Annotated in this window: 17 protein-coding genes; 7 read left to right on the forward strand and 10 right to left on the reverse strand. The window is 40.8% G+C overall.

All coding sequences use genetic code 11. The features are described from left to right. Positions 1-28: 28 nt before the first annotated feature. The 4 genes from AJGP001_RS03810 to AJGP001_RS03825 are packed head-to-tail and all read right to left on the reverse strand — an operon-like array spanning position 29 to position 2,550. Positions 29-463 carry a Zn-ribbon domain-containing OB-fold protein gene (locus AJGP001_RS03810; RefSeq protein ID WP_078080169.1) on the reverse strand — a complete coding sequence of 145 codons (435 nt, stop codon included), beginning with the start codon at positions 461-463 and terminating at the stop codon, positions 29-31. Positions 464-475: 12 nt separating this feature from the next. After that, positions 476-1,639 carry a thiolase C-terminal domain-containing protein gene (locus tag AJGP001_RS03815; RefSeq protein ID WP_078080170.1) on the reverse strand — a complete coding sequence of 388 codons (1,164 nt, stop codon included), beginning with the start codon at positions 1,637-1,639 and terminating at the stop codon, positions 476-478. A 17-nt stretch (positions 1,640-1,656) separates the two neighbouring features. Then, positions 1,657-2,100, reverse strand: a complete 444-nt coding sequence (locus AJGP001_RS03820) for a MaoC/PaaZ C-terminal domain-containing protein (protein WP_078080171.1) — start codon at positions 2,098-2,100, stop codon at positions 1,657-1,659. Then, positions 2,101-2,550, reverse strand: coding sequence for a MaoC family dehydratase N-terminal domain-containing protein (locus AJGP001_RS03825; protein WP_078080172.1), 450 nt, complete (start codon positions 2,548-2,550; stop codon positions 2,101-2,103). Between the two features lie 137 nt (positions 2,551-2,687). On the opposite strand from AJGP001_RS03825, the gene AJGP001_RS03830 reads away from it, so the two are divergent. Beyond that, positions 2,688-4,736, forward strand: a complete 2,049-nt coding sequence (locus AJGP001_RS03830) for a helix-turn-helix domain-containing protein (protein ID WP_071154556.1) — start codon at positions 2,688-2,690, stop codon at positions 4,734-4,736. Positions 4,737-5,155: 419 nt separating this feature from the next. Here the strand turns inward: AJGP001_RS03830 and AJGP001_RS03835 are convergent, their stop codons facing one another. Then, on the reverse strand, positions 5,156-6,493 hold the full coding sequence (locus AJGP001_RS03835; RefSeq protein WP_071154555.1) for a DUF4179 domain-containing protein: 1,338 nt from the start codon (positions 6,491-6,493) through the stop codon (positions 5,156-5,158). Then, the gene (locus AJGP001_RS03840) at positions 6,486-7,004 is read right to left on the reverse strand and encodes a sigma-70 family RNA polymerase sigma factor (protein ID WP_071154554.1); all 519 of its coding nucleotides are present in this window, start codon (positions 7,002-7,004) and stop codon (positions 6,486-6,488) included. The genes AJGP001_RS03835 and AJGP001_RS03840 overlap by 8 nt, the downstream gene beginning before the upstream one ends. A 748-nt stretch (positions 7,005-7,752) precedes the next feature. On the opposite strand from AJGP001_RS03840, the gene AJGP001_RS03845 reads away from it, so the two are divergent. Further along, on the forward strand, positions 7,753-8,199 hold the full coding sequence (locus tag AJGP001_RS03845; protein ID WP_058386198.1) for an SRPBCC family protein: 447 nt from the start codon (positions 7,753-7,755) through the stop codon (positions 8,197-8,199). Between the two features lie 157 nt (positions 8,200-8,356). Here the strand turns inward: AJGP001_RS03845 and AJGP001_RS17690 are convergent, their stop codons facing one another. Further along, the gene (locus AJGP001_RS17690) at positions 8,357-8,482 is read right to left on the reverse strand and encodes a hypothetical protein (protein ID WP_256204432.1); all 126 of its coding nucleotides are present in this window, start codon (positions 8,480-8,482) and stop codon (positions 8,357-8,359) included. Between the two features lie 301 nt (positions 8,483-8,783). On the opposite strand from AJGP001_RS17690, the gene AJGP001_RS03850 reads away from it, so the two are divergent. After that, the gene (locus tag AJGP001_RS03850; RefSeq protein WP_058386197.1) at positions 8,784-9,023 is read left to right on the forward strand and encodes an SHOCT domain-containing protein; all 240 of its coding nucleotides are present in this window, start codon (positions 8,784-8,786) and stop codon (positions 9,021-9,023) included. Positions 9,024-9,183: 160 nt separating this feature from the next. Here AJGP001_RS03850 and AJGP001_RS03855 read toward each other — a convergent pair whose 3' ends face one another. After that, positions 9,184-10,008, reverse strand: coding sequence for an STAS domain-containing protein (locus tag AJGP001_RS03855; protein ID WP_071154553.1), 825 nt, complete (start codon positions 10,006-10,008; stop codon positions 9,184-9,186). Between the two features lie 244 nt (positions 10,009-10,252). Further along, entirely contained in the window at positions 10,253-10,924 is a 672-nt protein-coding gene (locus AJGP001_RS03860; RefSeq protein ID WP_058386195.1) for a hypothetical protein, read from the reverse strand. Positions 10,925-11,240: 316 nt separating this feature from the next. Between AJGP001_RS03860 and AJGP001_RS03865 the strand changes: the two genes are divergently transcribed. Together AJGP001_RS03865 and AJGP001_RS03870 are read left to right on the forward strand one after the other, a co-directional pair. Further along, positions 11,241-12,746, forward strand: coding sequence for a phytoene desaturase family protein (locus tag AJGP001_RS03865; RefSeq protein ID WP_071154552.1), 1,506 nt, complete (start codon positions 11,241-11,243; stop codon positions 12,744-12,746). Positions 12,747-12,788: 42 nt separating this feature from the next. Then, entirely contained in the window at positions 12,789-12,971 is a 183-nt protein-coding gene (locus AJGP001_RS03870; RefSeq protein ID WP_071154551.1) for a hypothetical protein, read from the forward strand. Between the two features lie 171 nt (positions 12,972-13,142). On the opposite strand, the gene AJGP001_RS03875 is transcribed toward AJGP001_RS03870, so the two are convergent. Further along, positions 13,143-13,838 carry a FadR/GntR family transcriptional regulator gene (locus AJGP001_RS03875; RefSeq protein ID WP_078080173.1) on the reverse strand — a complete coding sequence of 232 codons (696 nt, stop codon included), beginning with the start codon at positions 13,836-13,838 and terminating at the stop codon, positions 13,143-13,145. 153 nt (positions 13,839-13,991) lie between these two features. Between AJGP001_RS03875 and AJGP001_RS03880 the strand changes: the two genes are divergently transcribed. Together AJGP001_RS03880 and AJGP001_RS03885 are read left to right on the forward strand one after the other, a co-directional pair. Continuing rightward, positions 13,992-15,392, forward strand: coding sequence for an FAD-binding oxidoreductase (locus tag AJGP001_RS03880; protein ID WP_078080174.1), 1,401 nt, complete (start codon positions 13,992-13,994; stop codon positions 15,390-15,392). Beyond that, positions 15,393-16,376 carry a bile acid:sodium symporter family protein gene (locus tag AJGP001_RS03885; RefSeq protein WP_071154550.1) on the forward strand — a complete coding sequence of 328 codons (984 nt, stop codon included), beginning with the start codon at positions 15,393-15,395 and terminating at the stop codon, positions 16,374-16,376. It begins immediately after the preceding gene. Positions 16,377-16,383: the final 7 nt, after the last annotated feature.

Consider the following 16,383-nt stretch of genomic DNA (forward strand, 5'->3'; position numbering starts at 1 on the left):
ATTGAAAAGAGCGGGACTCTAGCTGTTGTTACTTTTCAGCAGGTATCCATTGAGGTAATGCTCGGTCTTCCGTGATATCTACCCACGTCATTTGGAGTGGCATGCCGATTTCTACATCTTCTGCGTCACAATTAATAATGTTCGCCATCAGTTTTACTTCAGGAGCGGCATCAAGTGACGCTACAGTAATAATCGTCGGTAAGTCATGCTGGAAACCGGGGAGGAATGGACGGTACGACACAACGTATGAATACACGGTTGCTGAAATATTTGACCCAAGCAATTCCCATTCAGTTTCTGGACTGCCACAACTAGGACACGCTGGACCTGGTGGATGAATAAATGAACGACAAGCTGTACATTTTTGCAACTTCAACTCATGTTGATCTGCAGCATCCCAATACGGGTGATTGTCTTGGTTTTTTAATGGAATCGGTTTTTCGTAATCAGTTTTTATCGTCATAAAAACGCCTCCTTAGTTTCGTAGAATCATAGCACCGGCCATATCAGGACCCGCCCAGCCAGTTGCAATCCCGAGCTCACAATTTTTTACTTGTCGATCGGTTCCTTTGTAGTCATGTCGCAATTGGCGAACGAGTTCGAGTACATTATTCATGCCATGGGTATAGCCTTCGGACAACATGCCACCTGCAGTGTTAGAAGGAAGTAAGCCGCCCATTTTCAAATTGCCGTCAGCCACGAAATCGCCAACTTCGCCGCGTTTGGCGAATCCATAGGATTCTAGTTGGCGAAGAACGACCCAGCTAAAGCAGTCGTAAATCGCTGCGACTTGAATGTCTTCAGCTTTTACACCAGCAGAACGATACAATTCTGTCGCCGCATAGTCGGCCGCAACTTCATCCACCTGAGTCCAATAGTGAGTGTTGGAATGAGTCGTACGAGGAGCCATTCCCGCAATAAATACAGGTTTCGATTTGCGATTTTTCGCATTTGCTGCAGACGTTACAATAATCGCATTTGCTTCATCTAGTTCTACGCAGCAGTCATGAATATTAAATGGTGAACTGATGTCAGGTGTCGCTAAATACGTTTCCATATCAAGTGGCTTGCCATGTAAAAATGCATCGGGGTTTCGCTGTGCATGTTCATAAAAACTAATACATACATGACCTAAATGTTCTTTCGTGATTCCAGTTTGCTGCATATGTCGCGTTGCGAACATGCCAAACCACTGTGTAGGACTGGCAGTTCCATAAGGCATCAAGAAGCTGCCACCTGACAGCATTTCTTGTAGCATGTTTGGGTCATAGCCACGTCCGACTTGATGGCCTGAACTGCCATTCATTGAACGATAGATTAGCACCGTATTCAGCATGCCCGCTTCGATTAGCGCAACGGCGTCAGCGATAAGCAATTCTGTGCTACTGCCACCACCACTTACGTCTTTAACGTATTTAGGGTGACATCCAAGAAACGTTGCGAGTTCATGCGAAGGACATGAGTCAGCGCCGGTAGAGTAGTTCATGATGCCATCAAGGTCGTTTGCTTCAAGTCCGGCATCTGCTAATGCATTACGTGCTGCAGTGAGTGCCATATGAAGTGGAGTGGTTCCTGATTTACGTGAGCGCTTATTTTCGCCGACTCCGACGATTGCGCATTGATTTGAATAAGTTGCCATGTGTAGAGCCTCCTTCTTTAGTTAAGTGGGTTCGAACATACTAGAACAGCAGAACCGGTCCCGACTCGCTCACCCGGTGCTTTTTCTGCAAATAACTCAAGTACCACTGCCGGTTGTCCATCGATTTCCATCAATTGCTTTACAAAACCACCACATGTGATCACGTCACCAGGTTTTGTCATGGCACCGAATCGCATATTGAATTGGTGAACAACCGATTCGGTTCCAGCAATTTCTTGAACGTATTGACCAAGAAAGCCCATAATGAGCATGCCGTGGGCAATAACGCCATCTAGTCCAATGCTTTTTGCAAAGTTATCATCTGTGTGAAGCGGATTCAAGTCGCCAGAAGCTTGTGCATACTGAACGAGTTGCTCTTTACTGACAGCAGGTTTTGTAAAAGAAGGAAGAGAGGTATTGGACTGAAGTTCCGAAAAAGAAATAGTTGTAATCGCTTTCATTTATTTCGCCTCCTTCGGAACAGGTCGATAAATAATTGTGTTGCGAGAAACTGCTACGAGTGTGTCATCTTCAGTTGTCATATTCGTGTCGAGAACAAGAAATTGCATCGTTCCACTTTTCCCAACCCGGTCGTAGACATCCGTGACGGTCATTATGCAGTCTAATTTATCGCCAATTCGTACAGGTTGATGGTAGATAAACTCTTGCTCCCCGTGCAACATGCGTTTGAAATCGAGTTTAAGTGGGAACTCAGCGTTGCTACCCAGCGCCACTAAAAAAGTAGGTGGGACAGTCATTCCTTCGTAAGCGGTTGTTTTTGCATAAGCTTCATTTTCATACAACAAGTTGTTGTCGCCGATTGCTTGTGCAAATCGCGTAACATGTTCTCGTTCGATGACGACACTATAGGGGTTACTCGCAATCCCTATCATGCTTTTATTTAAATTCATGAGGCACCTCCGAATTTTTTGTTTGAATATTCTATCTAAAATGAATATTAAATGAATTTTATTGACAGAACAATGTATGAATCTCTATATTTATAGTATATAAAGTAGATTTTTCTCTACTGAAGGAGCGTGAGGCTGTGAATAATTCGATTGCAACACTCTATAACCGAATGGGGTTCAAATTGCCTTATTCCGTATGGAAGAAAACCGGAGAGTCTAGCACGTTGGAGGCAATCGTTAATAAATCAGAAATGAAACCTCCTGCTATGGAAAATATGCGAGGAACGCCTATTCACACCTTTCAAGAGAACGATGAACAAAAAGTCCAATTTACATATGCAGATGATTACCATGTCTTTCTCGTTTTTACAGAAAATCGTGTAGTTGGTGAAGACGAGTTGGCTGTGCTTTTTGACTTTTTCTATAAAGGCTATGCACAGTTTATCGATGTTACGGGACGTGTCAAATTAGCAAAGATTGTTGATAGTATTCGTTATACAACCGCATCACTCAATTTAGAAGACGTTTTTTGCAATATTTTGACGCATACGCTTGAAGTTATTACAAATGCAGATTATGGAACACTTTGGTTGTATGATGAAACGAAAAAGAAAATTGTTTGCAAAGCATCACAAGGATATCGGTACGAAGAAATCCGTCACATGGAGTTCGAACTAGGAGAAGGTCCTGTTGGTCATGCCTTTGAAGTTGGGACGCCCGTGTTAATAACAAACCCTAGCGATCTGAAATTTGGTGAAGTAAAACATATTTCGAAAGAAAACAAACAGCGTTGGGGAAGGCGAGTTGAAGATATCACGAATATTCGATCTGTGATTGCCTATCCCATCGTCGTAGAAGACCGTATTGAATGCGTCATGTACCTGGGACAGATGCATTCAGAACATGTCTTAACCGATCGAGATTTATGGCTGCTGCAAATTTTTACGACTCAAGTGGGTATCGCAATTCGCAACGCCAAGCAGTTTGCGAATATCAGGGAATTGAATGATGCTTTGGTGCAGCGAGATGTTATTCATGCAAGGTTGACGGATTTATCCGTTCGAAATATGGGGACAGAGAAGATGGTTGAGGAACTAAGTCAGATGGCGGGACAGTCGCTAGTGTTTATTGATTTGTTGATGAATGAAATGATTCCAGCTATGGCCATACTTCCCACTGGATTATCATTCAGTCATTTACTGCAGATTATTCAAAAAGAGTCTCAAGCAAAAAGTATCGAACTTAATACAAAAGAAGGCGATGTCGTATACCCAATTCGTTCAGGATCTGTCGTGCTGGGTTGTTTGATTGCAAAGTCACCACAAACCTTGACGCGTCTTGGTGAAGTAGCACTCGAACAAGGCAGTGCAGTACTTGCCTTAGAACGTGTTCAAAAGCAAAATGTGTTAGCATTTTATTATAAAAATCAGCAACAATTGTTTGATGAACTTCTCTATACGAACGATCCCGAGCTACTGAATGAAAAAGCAGAGGCTCTCGGAATTCGGAATTCTGAAGGGTTTGTCGTGGCGATGCTGCAAGTGACGGGTTGCTCCGATCCGCAGGAACTAGAAGCGCATATTTTTCGCCTTATAGCGGAGTTACGTTCCGCAGCAGGTGCACTTGTTCAGACCGTATTTGGTTGGCAAAACAAAGTCATTTTGCTGGCTGGCGTAACCGGAACTGTTGAACTTGGTTTTTTCGAAAGGCAATTGGATGAAATGTTAGTGTATCGAGCAGATGGCCGAAACGATTACGTGTTGCATGGGGGAATTGGGTCGTTGATCTCTTCATACAGCGACATTGAGCGCTCGTATCGTGAAGCCGAAATTGCGCTGACCAATCCACTTGCAGGAAAGGTGAATCACAAACTTGTACGTTATACAGATATCGGGATTAGTCGGTTATTCACGAGTCGGAATACCGAAGAAGTCAGTAAGTTTTTATCAGATGTCTTTCAACCATTACGCGAAATCGACCGTTCAGGTGGCATGTTGGAACAGACACTTCTTGTCTATTTCGAAAAAAATCGATCAGCAGGCGAAGCGGCAGAAACCTTGCATATCCATATTAATACGCTTTATCAGCGGTTAAAAAAGATAGAAGAGGTACTTGGCTTGTCGTTAAAAAATGCAGATGATGTCTTACAATTGCAGCTGGCTTGTTATTTGTGCCAGCGTGCATAGAAAAATTATCACCTAACAAAGAGGGGATGTCTCAAAAAAATTAGGAACAATGACTTTCGAGATAGCTCCTTTTGCATGCTAAAGAACAAGTTGCTGTTTATTATGATGAGGATAGCGAACATATCTTTGCTCTTCGCCATGTCCATGCCTATCAGCCGTTTTGAATCTTAAAAAAGAGACAAATAAACATCCATTTCTGTAAGGAAATGAAACGATTACGCAAAAATAATGTGGAAAATGCGTTCGGTCTTATCAAGAGAAATCAGTCGTTCTGAAATTTCACCTCCAGGGTCTTGAAAAAGTGCACACCGAGTTCTGGATTATAGGTACGAGTCAATAAAACAGACGAAGAAAAAAGAACTCTTTTTTCTTCGTCTGTTTTATGTTAAAGGCTATAGGGCGACGCTCTTTGTATAAAACTATTTTTTTTGTAACTCGATTTTAACATCTCCATTAATATAATTTGGATAGGAGAACAAGTCGATTTTTATCGGATTGACATACCCGTTATCTACGATGCCAATTGCAAAGTTTTGTCCGTTTTTATAAGTAGTAGACATGCTAGAAGATGACAAGTCTAGTAGTTCATCATTTGCATCCTTTACTTGATAATCAATTCCGTAAGCATGTTCTTTATCTGCATCGACTTTCAAAGTCATTTCAACTTCAGTTCGACTAGATTTAGTTAAGGTCAACCTACCATCTTTTGGACTGTGCAATAAAACGTTCTTCTCCGTATCTACTATCAAATAAGCGTCTTCTTGGTCGACCGCTTGCATAGTATTGATTCGTAAATACAGTTGCTTCGGCTTTTCAAAATAATTGCTTTGAAGATAGTAAAGCATTTCGCCATCTTCCATATTACCAGTAGTCGAAATTCCATTGGATATTGAACTCCAAATTTCACCGGTGTCATCTTCTAAGCGCATATCTTCAAATTGAAGTATTTTTTTAGTGTTAGTTGGATCAAACGAAATCTTAATACCTACGCGAAGTGGATGAACAGTGATATCTTCGATTGTGAATTTTTGTCCTTCTACTTCCACTTCTTTATTGATGCCATAAATGATACTTGGTTTTACATTTTCAGGAACAACAAACGGTATGGAAAAATCAAACGAATTGCCGTTCAAAATAGTTTCTAGTTCAAGTGTAAAAGATAGGTCTTCAAAATTTATCGGGTTTTCAAATGTATATTTCAGGATATCTGTATAGATTTTTGGAGACAGATCTTCAGACACTGGAGAACTGTAGGAAATGCTTGCAGAACCAAGTTCTTGTTGCTGATTTTTTAAAACAGGCGTTTCTATGACGACATCTTCTATTTCTACAGGAGATTCAATGGTATAAAAGAGATTCATGCCCGATTCGTCTAAAACGACACCGTCAATTGTCATCGTCGTATGTCCAATTGTTTGAGACTCACCGATCGGTTGGTAGTAGTCATTTTCAAATATAGCAGTAAGTCCTTTGTCATCTTGTATCATTTCAACAAATTTTTCCATTCCAGGAATTGATGCCACCGCATTTGCGAAAGTGGGAGATACCCGGATTGTCGTGAGGACTGTGAGAATTACCAGCGCAGCTGCGGCTAGGCTCCAAAAAGTTCGCTGCCGTTTAGCGTGGAGTTGTTTTTTTTCTCGTTTGGCTTGTTCAAGACCTTGTCTAATTGCGCCGTCTGCTTGATCAATGGGAAGAGGGATCTGTGCTAAGTGGTTTTTGAAATCATTTAATTTCTGTTCCTCTTTTTCATACATGATCGATCTCTCCTTTGTCTTCAAGATATCTACGGAGCGTTCGTAGTGTTTTATGCAAGCGTGATTTTACAGTACCTTCAGGGATTTTTTCGATGGCTGCGATGTCTTTGATTTTAACGTCCTGAAAATATTTCATGTAAATCAATTGTTGTTCAGTGGGAGAAAGTGTACTTAAAGCTTCCTGTAATTCAATTTGGGCTAAATTATCTAAAACTGGAAGGTCAAGATTTTTCTCGCTCAGGACGAACCGTTTGCCTCTTTTTAGTTGATCCTGGCAATAATTAATCATAATACGAATTAGCCAGGTTTTGGCATAGGCAGGCTCCTTTAAGGTGTGAATTTTCTTGAATGCTCGGTAAGTCGTTTCTTGTAAAGCTTCAAGTGCTGCGTGTTCGTTTTTAAGAAAAGCTAAAGCAGTCCGTAATAAGGCTTCTTTATGCATATGCATTAAATCGATAAAAGCTTCTTCTTCGCCTTGTATCGCTTTTCGGGCGACGTTAATTTCATCCATAGCCAACACCTCACTCTCTACTTACATATTAGACATCTCAGCCTCGAAAAAGTTCATAAAAAATATTTTTTTGTTAAAATAATTTTTTTCCATATTTATATGATTCTAGCTCAATACAAATTACGGTTTTTATGTACTTGATCGATTAACCAACAAAACACTCTTTCGACGCTTACTCCACACAAATTGATGCTGCCATTATCAGCGCGCTTTAATGCGTCCGTTACCCGCTTCAAAATCAATAGGAAAATCGAGCGCGTCGGTAGCTAGTTGGATACGCTCATTCTCCGCCTTCGCCTGCAATATTGGGCTGGACGCATAAGTTAGTTCAGCACTTTACTTACCCGCGGAAGTCCCCACTATTTTGCTCCATCTCTTCTTGTTACCAACGAAAAAATAGATCCTACCTTCCTGCTCGACAAGTTACTTAGCACCGGTGTGTCGATGGGCTTGGCGAAGTAAGAAGACCGGCGAACTTTACCTGGCTTCTCGAGGAAGCCATTCCCAAAGCGTTGTAGAAAAATTGGCTACTTTCATTCAATTTATATAAAAAAAATGGTGCAAAATAGTCATCCTATTGACTAAACCGTAAACTTTATCATAAATGTATTTATTTATCAGAAAAATCAGTTCATTAATGGTTTACATGTTATATTATGGAGTAACAAAGTGAATATGATGCTGAATTTATTTTTTCGCAATTGCTTGAAAGAATGCATTGTCTCTATTGTAGAAGGGGGATGCTGAAATGTGGCATGTAGAGAAAACGATTTTCATCGACCGCAGTGTGGAGGAAGTCCATCGATTCGCAACGAATCCGAAATTCTGGTACCAGTGGTATGCCAATTTATCCGAAGCTGAAAATCAAATAGGAACAGGTAAAAAAGGAACAAGCATGGATTTAAAGTATTTTTTTTTAGGAAGAGAACGATCGGTGCATGTACTTGTGGAAGAAAACGCGCCCGTTGGTAATGGGTATGTTTGGCGATGCCTCGTCACGGGTTCTTTTGACGCGACTCAAACATGGAGTTACGTACCGAAAGAGGAAGGCACTGAACTTCATTTTGAGATGAATTATGAACTTTCAGGAAACATCGTCGGGAAAGTGGCCAATACGTTTTATGTAAAAAAGCTGATGTCCAATTCAGTAAATCAGACATTGCAAAATCTTAAAGATATTAGTGAAAGCGAATAACATGTCTCATATGGCGGATTGTGTGAATCGAAATGGACTAATTGCAAAAAACAGTTTACTTAAAGAACAAGTCAACGGGGCCTCTTATGAAAATGCCAGGGGCAAATGGAGAACCCGAAACGTTGTCACCTGAGATTCACTTTTTTTACTCTTTTGTCTATGTATAGCGCTCAACAGCATTTAATCCTTGGACTCCACATGCGATAAGTCCGACTTCCGCTTGTTTTGCGTAGTCGCGCGAAATGACCTTATCAGGTGAACTTGAGATGACAAATACGTTCACTTCAGATATGTCACCTGCTAAGGCTTTTTAAATCATCAAAACGCTTCTTGCCACGATCAAAGATTCGATTAACATACAAATTCCTCCGAAGCTTTTTTGTTCATAGGCTTGGTATAATTTTTCAACCATGATAAAAACCTTTAGAAATCTTTTTACTAGCTGGCTAAAATGATATGAAGCTTTGTTTATAAAGGTTCATATCATTTTGATGAATTGAACTGACTCCACGCTTTCTGCATGTATAGCGCGTACATTTAAATTGTAGACAGATACAAGGATTTTAAAAAGGAGGCAGAAAGAAATGATGGGACCAGGATGGGGAATGGGTTGGGGAATGGGAGGTGGAATTTGGATGATACTCGCATTATTGGTTATCATCGGCGTTGCTGTTTATTACTTTACGAAAAATAAAAACAACAATGGTTTTACTAACTCGCAGCAAGGTACTAAGACAGACGCACTGGAAATAGCTAGAACTAGACTGGCTAAAGGTGAAATAACGACCGAAGAATTTGAAGAAATTAAAAAGACGCTGTTATAAAAAAGACTAATGAGATGCTGAAAAAGCGCGCATGTAAAATACATCCGTGCAAGACGCAATTTCAAGCTGTACAGTTTTGTAACATAGAGAAGATAAAGCAAAAAACCGCGATTTGGGTCTGGCCCAATCACGGTTTTTCTATAGGCATAACTTTATGTTTTCATACGACCAAATATGTTTTAAGCGCTTGCTGCAACGTACCCAGTGTTTTCGTTTTTGGGTCAAAAGACAAGTCTAAGTGAATCATTTTGCGGACAACTTCTGCACGTAAACCGGTAATTATTGTGTTGCAGCCCATTAACGCTGTACCATCGATAATTTTCATAATGTGATAAATGACTTCGGTTTCCATATCGGCTATTCCAGACAAATCTAAAATCAATGTATCGATACGAGAGATACCGACTTCGTTTAATACTTTTTCTTCAAGAATCGATGTACGGAACAAATCAACCGAACCGATTAACGGAAGAATGGAGACATATGAATTGATGGGAATGATTGGCACAGACAAGTTTTCAACCAACTGTCGGTGTGCTTTAATCAACGAATCTTTATAAGTTGAATAACTGATAAAGAACGTATTTAAGAACACATCAACGCGTGAGTTAATATCTTTTTCCATAGCAAAAAAATCAAATGTACTTCCATTGTCAGTAGCCTCGTTGTATTGTTGAAGGAAGATCCACAAGGTACGACGAATGGCTTGAATCCATTCCAATTTGAAGGAAAGTTCAATAGAGTGTGTAGCCCATGCAATGCCTTCTTGTTTAGCAAATAACCGGAGGTCTTCTTCTTGTCCATCAATGATGTAGCCAACAACTGCATGCGCGTTTGTAACAAGATCAATATTGCCAACCGTTAAGATTTCATCCATTTTGTTTTTTACGTTAACGGCTTCCTCTGACAATTTTTCTTCAAACGCTTCTTGATGCTTCAAGAAAAAAGCTTTGATTTCTTCTGATTTTTGTAACGGCTTGACCATTCCTTTTTCTCCTTTAGAGTGAATTTTAATGAGTAAATCGAGTGTCTCTTTAAAGTATATCATTAACGATTTTTTTTTGTGAAGTGGTGTTAGGAGAACGGGGATTTCTGATTTCGTCTGTAATTCTGAGTAAAAACTGCGTATTTAGAAAAGGGGAAGAGCATTGTAGTAGATAAATTGACGCAACAAACCATCCGAAGAATTTGACAATCCTAGGAACGCAGCGTCAATATGCATATTACGTTTATTTGTATAAACTAATAATGTTTTTTAATGTGTCATTGCCAACGGCTCCTAGATTTAACACATTCGCATCTGTCCAATAAAGGATTCGCACAGAAGAGCCATCTTTAAGGTGAATATCGAGAAACGTTCCTTCTTCATCTTCGATTTTCTTGTATACATTATCAAACCCTACGAAATCTAGCGTCAAAAATTCATTAATAAATTTTGTCCAATGCTCCTCCTTCAAATCCATGACATGACTGCCATCGTAAGAACTTCTAACACTCATTCCTTCTACCTTTCCTTCTATATCATAAAGTTCACCGATTGTTTTGGCTTTATCATTTTCTTGAACTTCGTAAACGATTCCATCGGCAATTATTCGGAAATCACTTTTGTATCCATTAAATTCATATAATGTAGTGCCAACAGATAAAAAAGCAGCATCTCCATTTTTTATTTGATGATTTAAGCATGCTTGATCGGCCATCTCGTATTTAACTTCACCAATAATTTCCCCTAAATCTTTCTCTTCAACCGTATAATTGGTGGCATCTAATGCATGATATTGAATATCGTTGATTTTAACCAAGTCGACCCATTCAACGATTGTGTTAGGAGGACACCCACGAGGGATCGAGCAGCCGGACAACATAACGATGCTCATAAAGAATAGAAATGTTCTTTTCAAATGATTTCATCTCCTTTAGCTTGTTAGGCGCTTTAGTAGAAGAAAAGTTACACTGAAAAAAGCCGGTTTCTTTGAAAATTCATAATTCAGTGGGAGTCATTTGGTGTTTGGAGATACAGGTGTCCTAGGCAGTGGTTTAGGATAGACATTCTGATAATTCTGCTTCTATAATAAAGTGTGTATAAAAATTATACAAAAATTATATAATGAAAGTTTTTAAAATCAACAGGTAGGGAATTGTAAGGACGATAACAATATTTTTACAAGTTAACAGATTCTCCAAAAGTATAGATGAGACAAGAAGGGCGGTACCTGTATGAATCATTCACAAAAATCGGTAATCGTAATTGGGGGAGGCCTTGGCGGCTTGTCTGCTGCTATTTCACTTGCACAAAAAGGTTACGCGGTTTCTTTATATGAAAAAAACGATCACATCGGCGGGAAAGTAAATCGTCTCGAGCAAGACGGATTTGGTTTTGACCTCGGCCCGTCTATTTTAACGATGCCGCATATTTTTGATAAACTGTTCCAAGGGAGCGGCAAGCGGATGGAGGATTATGTGCCCATTGAACGCCTTGAGCGGGAATGGCGTTCGTTCTTTCCAGATGGTACCGTACTGGATTTGTACCATGATCTTGATTTAATGGAACGAACAAATCCTGCACTTTCTCACAAAGACATGAAAGAGTATTACGCATTGTTGAAATACGCACAAAAGATTTATAAAACGACAGAGCGTAGTTATTTAAAAGAAGGCTTTGAGTCACCCCAAGAAGCGGTGGCGCAAAATGGCATCATTGCGACGTTGACTGGATTCGATTTAACGTCAACCATGTATAGTGCGATTTCGAAACGCATTAGTAACCCACATCTACGCGACATGCTGTCGTATTACGTTAAATACGTGGGTTCTTCTCCTTACAGTGCACCTGCCGTTCTCAACATGATGATTTACATGCAACACGCGCAAGGGTGCTGGTATGTGAAAGGCGGTACGCATAAATTGGCGGAAGGCTTAACAAAACTTGCAGAAGAAGCAGGCGTCCGACTCCATACAGGCATGGGTGTGATTCGTGCATTGACTAGAGAAGATGACAAAATTGTCGGTGTTGAACTGGAAGATGGCTCATTCGAAACTGCAGATTATTACGTATCTAATATGGAAGTTATTCCGTTTTATAAAAAAATGGTCGCCGCAGACGAAGCGTTTGTTGCGGATTTGAAGAAAAAGTACGAACCTGCAAGTTCTGGTCTTGTGCTGCATCTGGGGGTCAAGAAAACGTATCCCTTGCTAAATCATCATAATTTCTTCTTTTCTGAGAACCTGCATGAACAAATGGAGAAAGTGTTTGAGAAACACGAGTTGCCAGATGATCCAACCATCTATTTAGTGAATGTGAATAAAACCGATCCATCTCAAGCACCAGAAGGACATGAGAACATTAAGATTTTGCCACACATTCCGTATATCCAAGACAATCCATTTACACCTGAGCAATACGCGGATTTTGAAGAACTTGTGCTTGATAAATTAGAACGCATGGGCTTAGACGGGCTGCGGGAAAATATTGTGACACGCGACGTCTGGACACCACACGATATCGAACGCGTGTATGGTTCAGACCGAGGTGCCATTTACGGAACGGTTTCTGATAAAAAGAAAAATGGTGGCTTTAAGCACAAGAAACAAAGCGAACTGTACGACAATCTTTACTTTGTCGGGGGCACAGTAAATCCAGGTGGCGGAATGCCCATGGTAACGCTCAGTGGTCAACAAGTGAGTGATAAGATTGTTAGACGTGATCAAGCAGAGAAGAAATAGAAACGCTATATTTATAGGCATAATCCGAAAAGAGGTGACTCGGTGAAGATGATGAGTTTTATGGATGATTTGAGCGGTGCAATTTTCGATTCGGACCACAGGATATGGGTCGTGCAACTGGCGCATCAGGACGTAGCGGTACCCGTTGCTAATGGAAAAACAGACACTCTCTTCTTACTTAACCAGTTATTTAGCGCCGGCGCGTCAACAGCCTGGGCGAAGTAAGGAGACAGGTGAACTTTGCCTGACTTCTTGCGGGAGTCATGCCCAAGGTGGTGCAGAAAAGTCGCTTTCTTTTATTCAACTTATATAGTTTTTTATTAAAATATGAATAGCAAAAAAGCCATCTTTGAAAAAATCAAAGATGGCTTTTTCGTCGGTAAAGAGCTTCAAAATTTAAGAAGAGCTGTGCAATTCAGAGCGAATACGTGAGATGTGTTGGCTCATGAGGTGTTTGGCCAAGTCACTATTTTTGTCTGCGATAGCATCGTATATTTCCTGGTGTTCATTAAGTGTCTCTTGTTGGCGATTGGAATCGGTAAAGCGGTGTTTGCGTGTTTCTCGGATGTTTTCTTCTATTCGCAAGGCTAACGTCGCCATTAAATCAATCAATAATTGGTTTTTCGTGGCATAGGCAACTTGTAAGTGAAAGTCTAAATCTGCTTGTACTCCTTTTTCGGGGTCACTTTTTGCATTAGCCATTTGGATAAGGACGTTTTGGATCGCTTCTAGGTTTTTAGGACTGGCTCGTTGGGCTGCTAAAAAAGCGGCTTCGACTTCAAATGCACGTCGCAGCTCAAGCATTTCATCAATCAAAATCGCTTTTGCTTTGTCAATATGCGTTCGAAGTTCATTGCCAAGGAGGTCGCGTTTGGTCGTTGACAGAAAACTCCCACCACCTTGCCGTATTTCGATGAATTCTTTCCTTTCCAAATCTTTCAAAGCTTCCCTAATGGAATTTCTACTGACGCCAAACAAACTCGCAAGGTCCCGTTCGGAAGGCAGACGATCGCCTGGCTGCAGATTTTGTTCTAAGCAGAGAAGATTGATTTGTTCCACGATTAGTTCATAAGTTTTTTTCTTTGGATTCAAAATAAGCGCTCTCCTTGCATATTTTTAAAGGTTAACTTTAGTATACAGAATAAAATCTGCAATAGCTTAAAGAAAACGTTGTACTTTTCAGATTATTATGTATAATTGGGTTAATTGGTTGGACCAATTTTAAACGCAAGGGAGCGAACAGCTATGACAATTGCAAATCAAGAAGCCATCCTCGATCACTTAAAAGAACATTTAACAGCTGAGCAAATCAGCATGAACGAAACCATTAAAGAACTTCATGGGCAAGATGAGTCTTATCATCAAATGAAATTACCCGATCTGGTGGTTTTTCCAGAAACAACAGAACAAGTTTCTGAAATCATGAAAATATCTGCACAATACCAAATTCCAGTAGTGCCATTTGGTCTCGGTTCCAGTTTAGAAGGACATGTAATTCCAGAGAACGGCGGAATCACCATTGATTTCTCATTGATGAATCGCGTGTTAGCAGTGTCTGAAGAGGACTTTCTGGTGACTGTACAACCAGGAGTGACACGGTCGCAGCTCAATAAGGAATTAAAGAAGCATGGTTTGTTTTTTACCGTAGATCCTGGAGCAGATGCAACACTTGGAGGCATGGCTGCGACAAATGCCAGTGGCACAACTTCTGTGAAATACGGCGTGATGCGCGACCAAGTACGTGATTTGGAAGTGGTGTTAGCAGACGGAACTGTTATACATACAGGCAATAAAGCCGCCAAATCTTCATCGGGCTTGCACTTAAACGGTTTGTTTGTCGGTTCTGAAGGAACGCTCGGTTGCTTTACTGAAATGACGCTGCGCGTTTACGGCATTCCTGAATTTATCACAGCGGCTCGTGCATCGTTCCCAACTGTAAAAGACGCTGTTGAAGCGGTCGTATCGATTTTACAGGCGGGCATTCCAATTGCGCGCGTTGAACTAGTCGACGAGCAATCAATGCAGCAAGTCAACAAATACAATGATACCGCTTACGCGGAAAAACCTACACTGTTTTTAGAGTTTCACGGCAATGAAGCAGGGTTAAAACAAGATGTAGAATTTATGCAAGAAATTGTTCAAGGGCATGCCTGCGAAGAAGTCGCATTTGAAACGGATACGGCCGCACGAAATCTTCTGTGGGAAGCACGACATACATTGGCGTATGCCTACATTCACGGTTATCCTGGCAAAAAGATGATGGTCACAGATGTTTGTCTGCCCATTTCTGAACTAGCAGGAGCTGTGGGACATGCCCGTGAAAATTTGATGGAACTGGGATTGCCTGGTGGCATCGTCGGACATGTCGGTGACGGCAACTTCCACGCACTTATCATGATGGATATGAATAATCCAGAAGAAATAGCAAAAGCACAGGAATTCAATGAACGCATTGTGTTGTACGCACTAGCAAGAGGTGGTACATCAACCGGTGAACATGGGGTTGGTATTGGGAAGCAGAAATACCAGCAACAAGAACACGGACATGCGCTAGATGTGATGGAGAAAATAAAAGCAGTACTGGATCCAAGCAATTTATTAAATCCTGGCAAGAATATTAAATCAGTAAAAAAGGGAGTTGAGTAAATGAAAGTTCTCAATGGATTGAGTAACATTGCGGGAAAATACTTTGCGGTTTGGGTCATTTTGATTGCACTCGTTGCCTTTTTGTTTCCGTCTGTGTTTGTGGGCTTAGGCAGTTACATTACGATTCTTCTAGGTGTCGTGATGTTTGGTATGGGATTAACGTTAAAGCCTGTAGACTTTAAAATTATTGCGAAAAGTCCGCGTCCAGTTTTCGTTGGGGTGGCTGCACAATTTTTGGTTATGCCGTTCGCTGCATTTGGTATCGCGTATCTACTAAATTTGCCTGCTGAATTAGCAGCTGGACTTGTTTTGTTAGGTTGCGTACCAGGAGGAACCGCGTCGAACGTTATGGTGTATTTGGCAAAAGGAAATTTGGCATTGTCTGTTGCTATGACCTCGTTATCGACCTTAATGGCACCGATTATGACACCCTTATTGTTACTCCTGTTAGCGGGACAATGGCTTCCTGTAAATCCAGTATCTATGTTTGTGTCCATCATTCAAGTGATCATCGTGCCGATTGTACTTGGTCTATTGGTTCAAAAGCTAATGCCAAAAGTGGTCAAACAAACAATTTCAGTGATTCCCCTTATTTCAGTTGCCGCGATCTTGATTATTGTGTCGGCTGTTACAGCAGCTAATGCAGAAAATGTCGTCAGTTCAGGATTTGTTGTTTTCTTAGCAGTCTTTTTACACAATAGCTTTGGCTTAATGCTTGGTTATGTAACGGCAATGGCGATGGGGCTCGACGAAGTGGATCGTCGTGCTATTTCACTGGAAGTCGGTATGCAAAACTCTGGTTTAGGAGTCGCGTTAGCCACGGCTCACTTTGGGCCGCTTGCTGCGTTACCAAGTGTTTGGGGCGCAATTTGGCATAATATCTCTGGTCCGATTTTGGCCACAATTTGGTCGAAGAATCCTTCGCAAAAGGAAAAGCTAGTCAACGTAAAACGAGTACCTGAAGTTAAAGCAGATAGTGTGTAACTTTAAC

This window comes from Planococcus faecalis, from assembly GCF_002009235.1.
Lineage (GTDB): Bacteria > Bacillota > Bacilli > Bacillales_A > Planococcaceae > Planococcus > Planococcus kocurii.

Excerpts from the sequence above, each read along its gene's own strand:
- AJGP001_RS03810 (WP_078080169.1), bottom strand. The coding sequence starts at position 463 with ATGACGATAAAAACTGATTACGAAAAACCGATTCCATTAAAAAACCAA.
- AJGP001_RS03815 (WP_078080170.1), bottom strand. The coding sequence starts at position 1,639 with ATGGCAACTTATTCAAATCAATGCGCAATCGTCGGAGTCGGCGAAAAT.
- AJGP001_RS03820 (WP_078080171.1), bottom strand. The coding sequence starts at position 2,100 with ATGAAAGCGATTACAACTATTTCTTTTTCGGAACTTCAGTCCAATACC.
- AJGP001_RS03825 (WP_078080172.1), bottom strand. The coding sequence starts at position 2,550 with ATGAATTTAAATAAAAGCATGATAGGGATTGCGAGTAACCCCTATAGT.
- AJGP001_RS03835 (WP_071154555.1), bottom strand. The coding sequence starts at position 6,493 with ATGTATGAAAAAGAGGAACAGAAATTAAATGATTTCAAAAACCACTTA.
- AJGP001_RS03840 (WP_071154554.1), bottom strand. The coding sequence starts at position 7,004 with ATGGATGAAATTAACGTCGCCCGAAAAGCGATACAAGGCGAAGAAGAA.
- AJGP001_RS03845 (WP_058386198.1), top strand. The coding sequence starts at position 7,753 with ATGTGGCATGTAGAGAAAACGATTTTCATCGACCGCAGTGTGGAGGAA.
- AJGP001_RS03850 (WP_058386197.1), top strand. The coding sequence starts at position 8,784 with ATGATGGGACCAGGATGGGGAATGGGTTGGGGAATGGGAGGTGGAATT.
- AJGP001_RS03855 (WP_071154553.1), bottom strand. The coding sequence starts at position 10,008 with ATGGTCAAGCCGTTACAAAAATCAGAAGAAATCAAAGCTTTTTTCTTG.
- AJGP001_RS03865 (WP_071154552.1), top strand. The coding sequence starts at position 11,241 with ATGAATCATTCACAAAAATCGGTAATCGTAATTGGGGGAGGCCTTGGC.
- AJGP001_RS03880 (WP_078080174.1), top strand. The coding sequence starts at position 13,992 with ATGACAATTGCAAATCAAGAAGCCATCCTCGATCACTTAAAAGAACAT.
- AJGP001_RS03885 (WP_071154550.1), top strand. The coding sequence starts at position 15,393 with ATGAAAGTTCTCAATGGATTGAGTAACATTGCGGGAAAATACTTTGCG.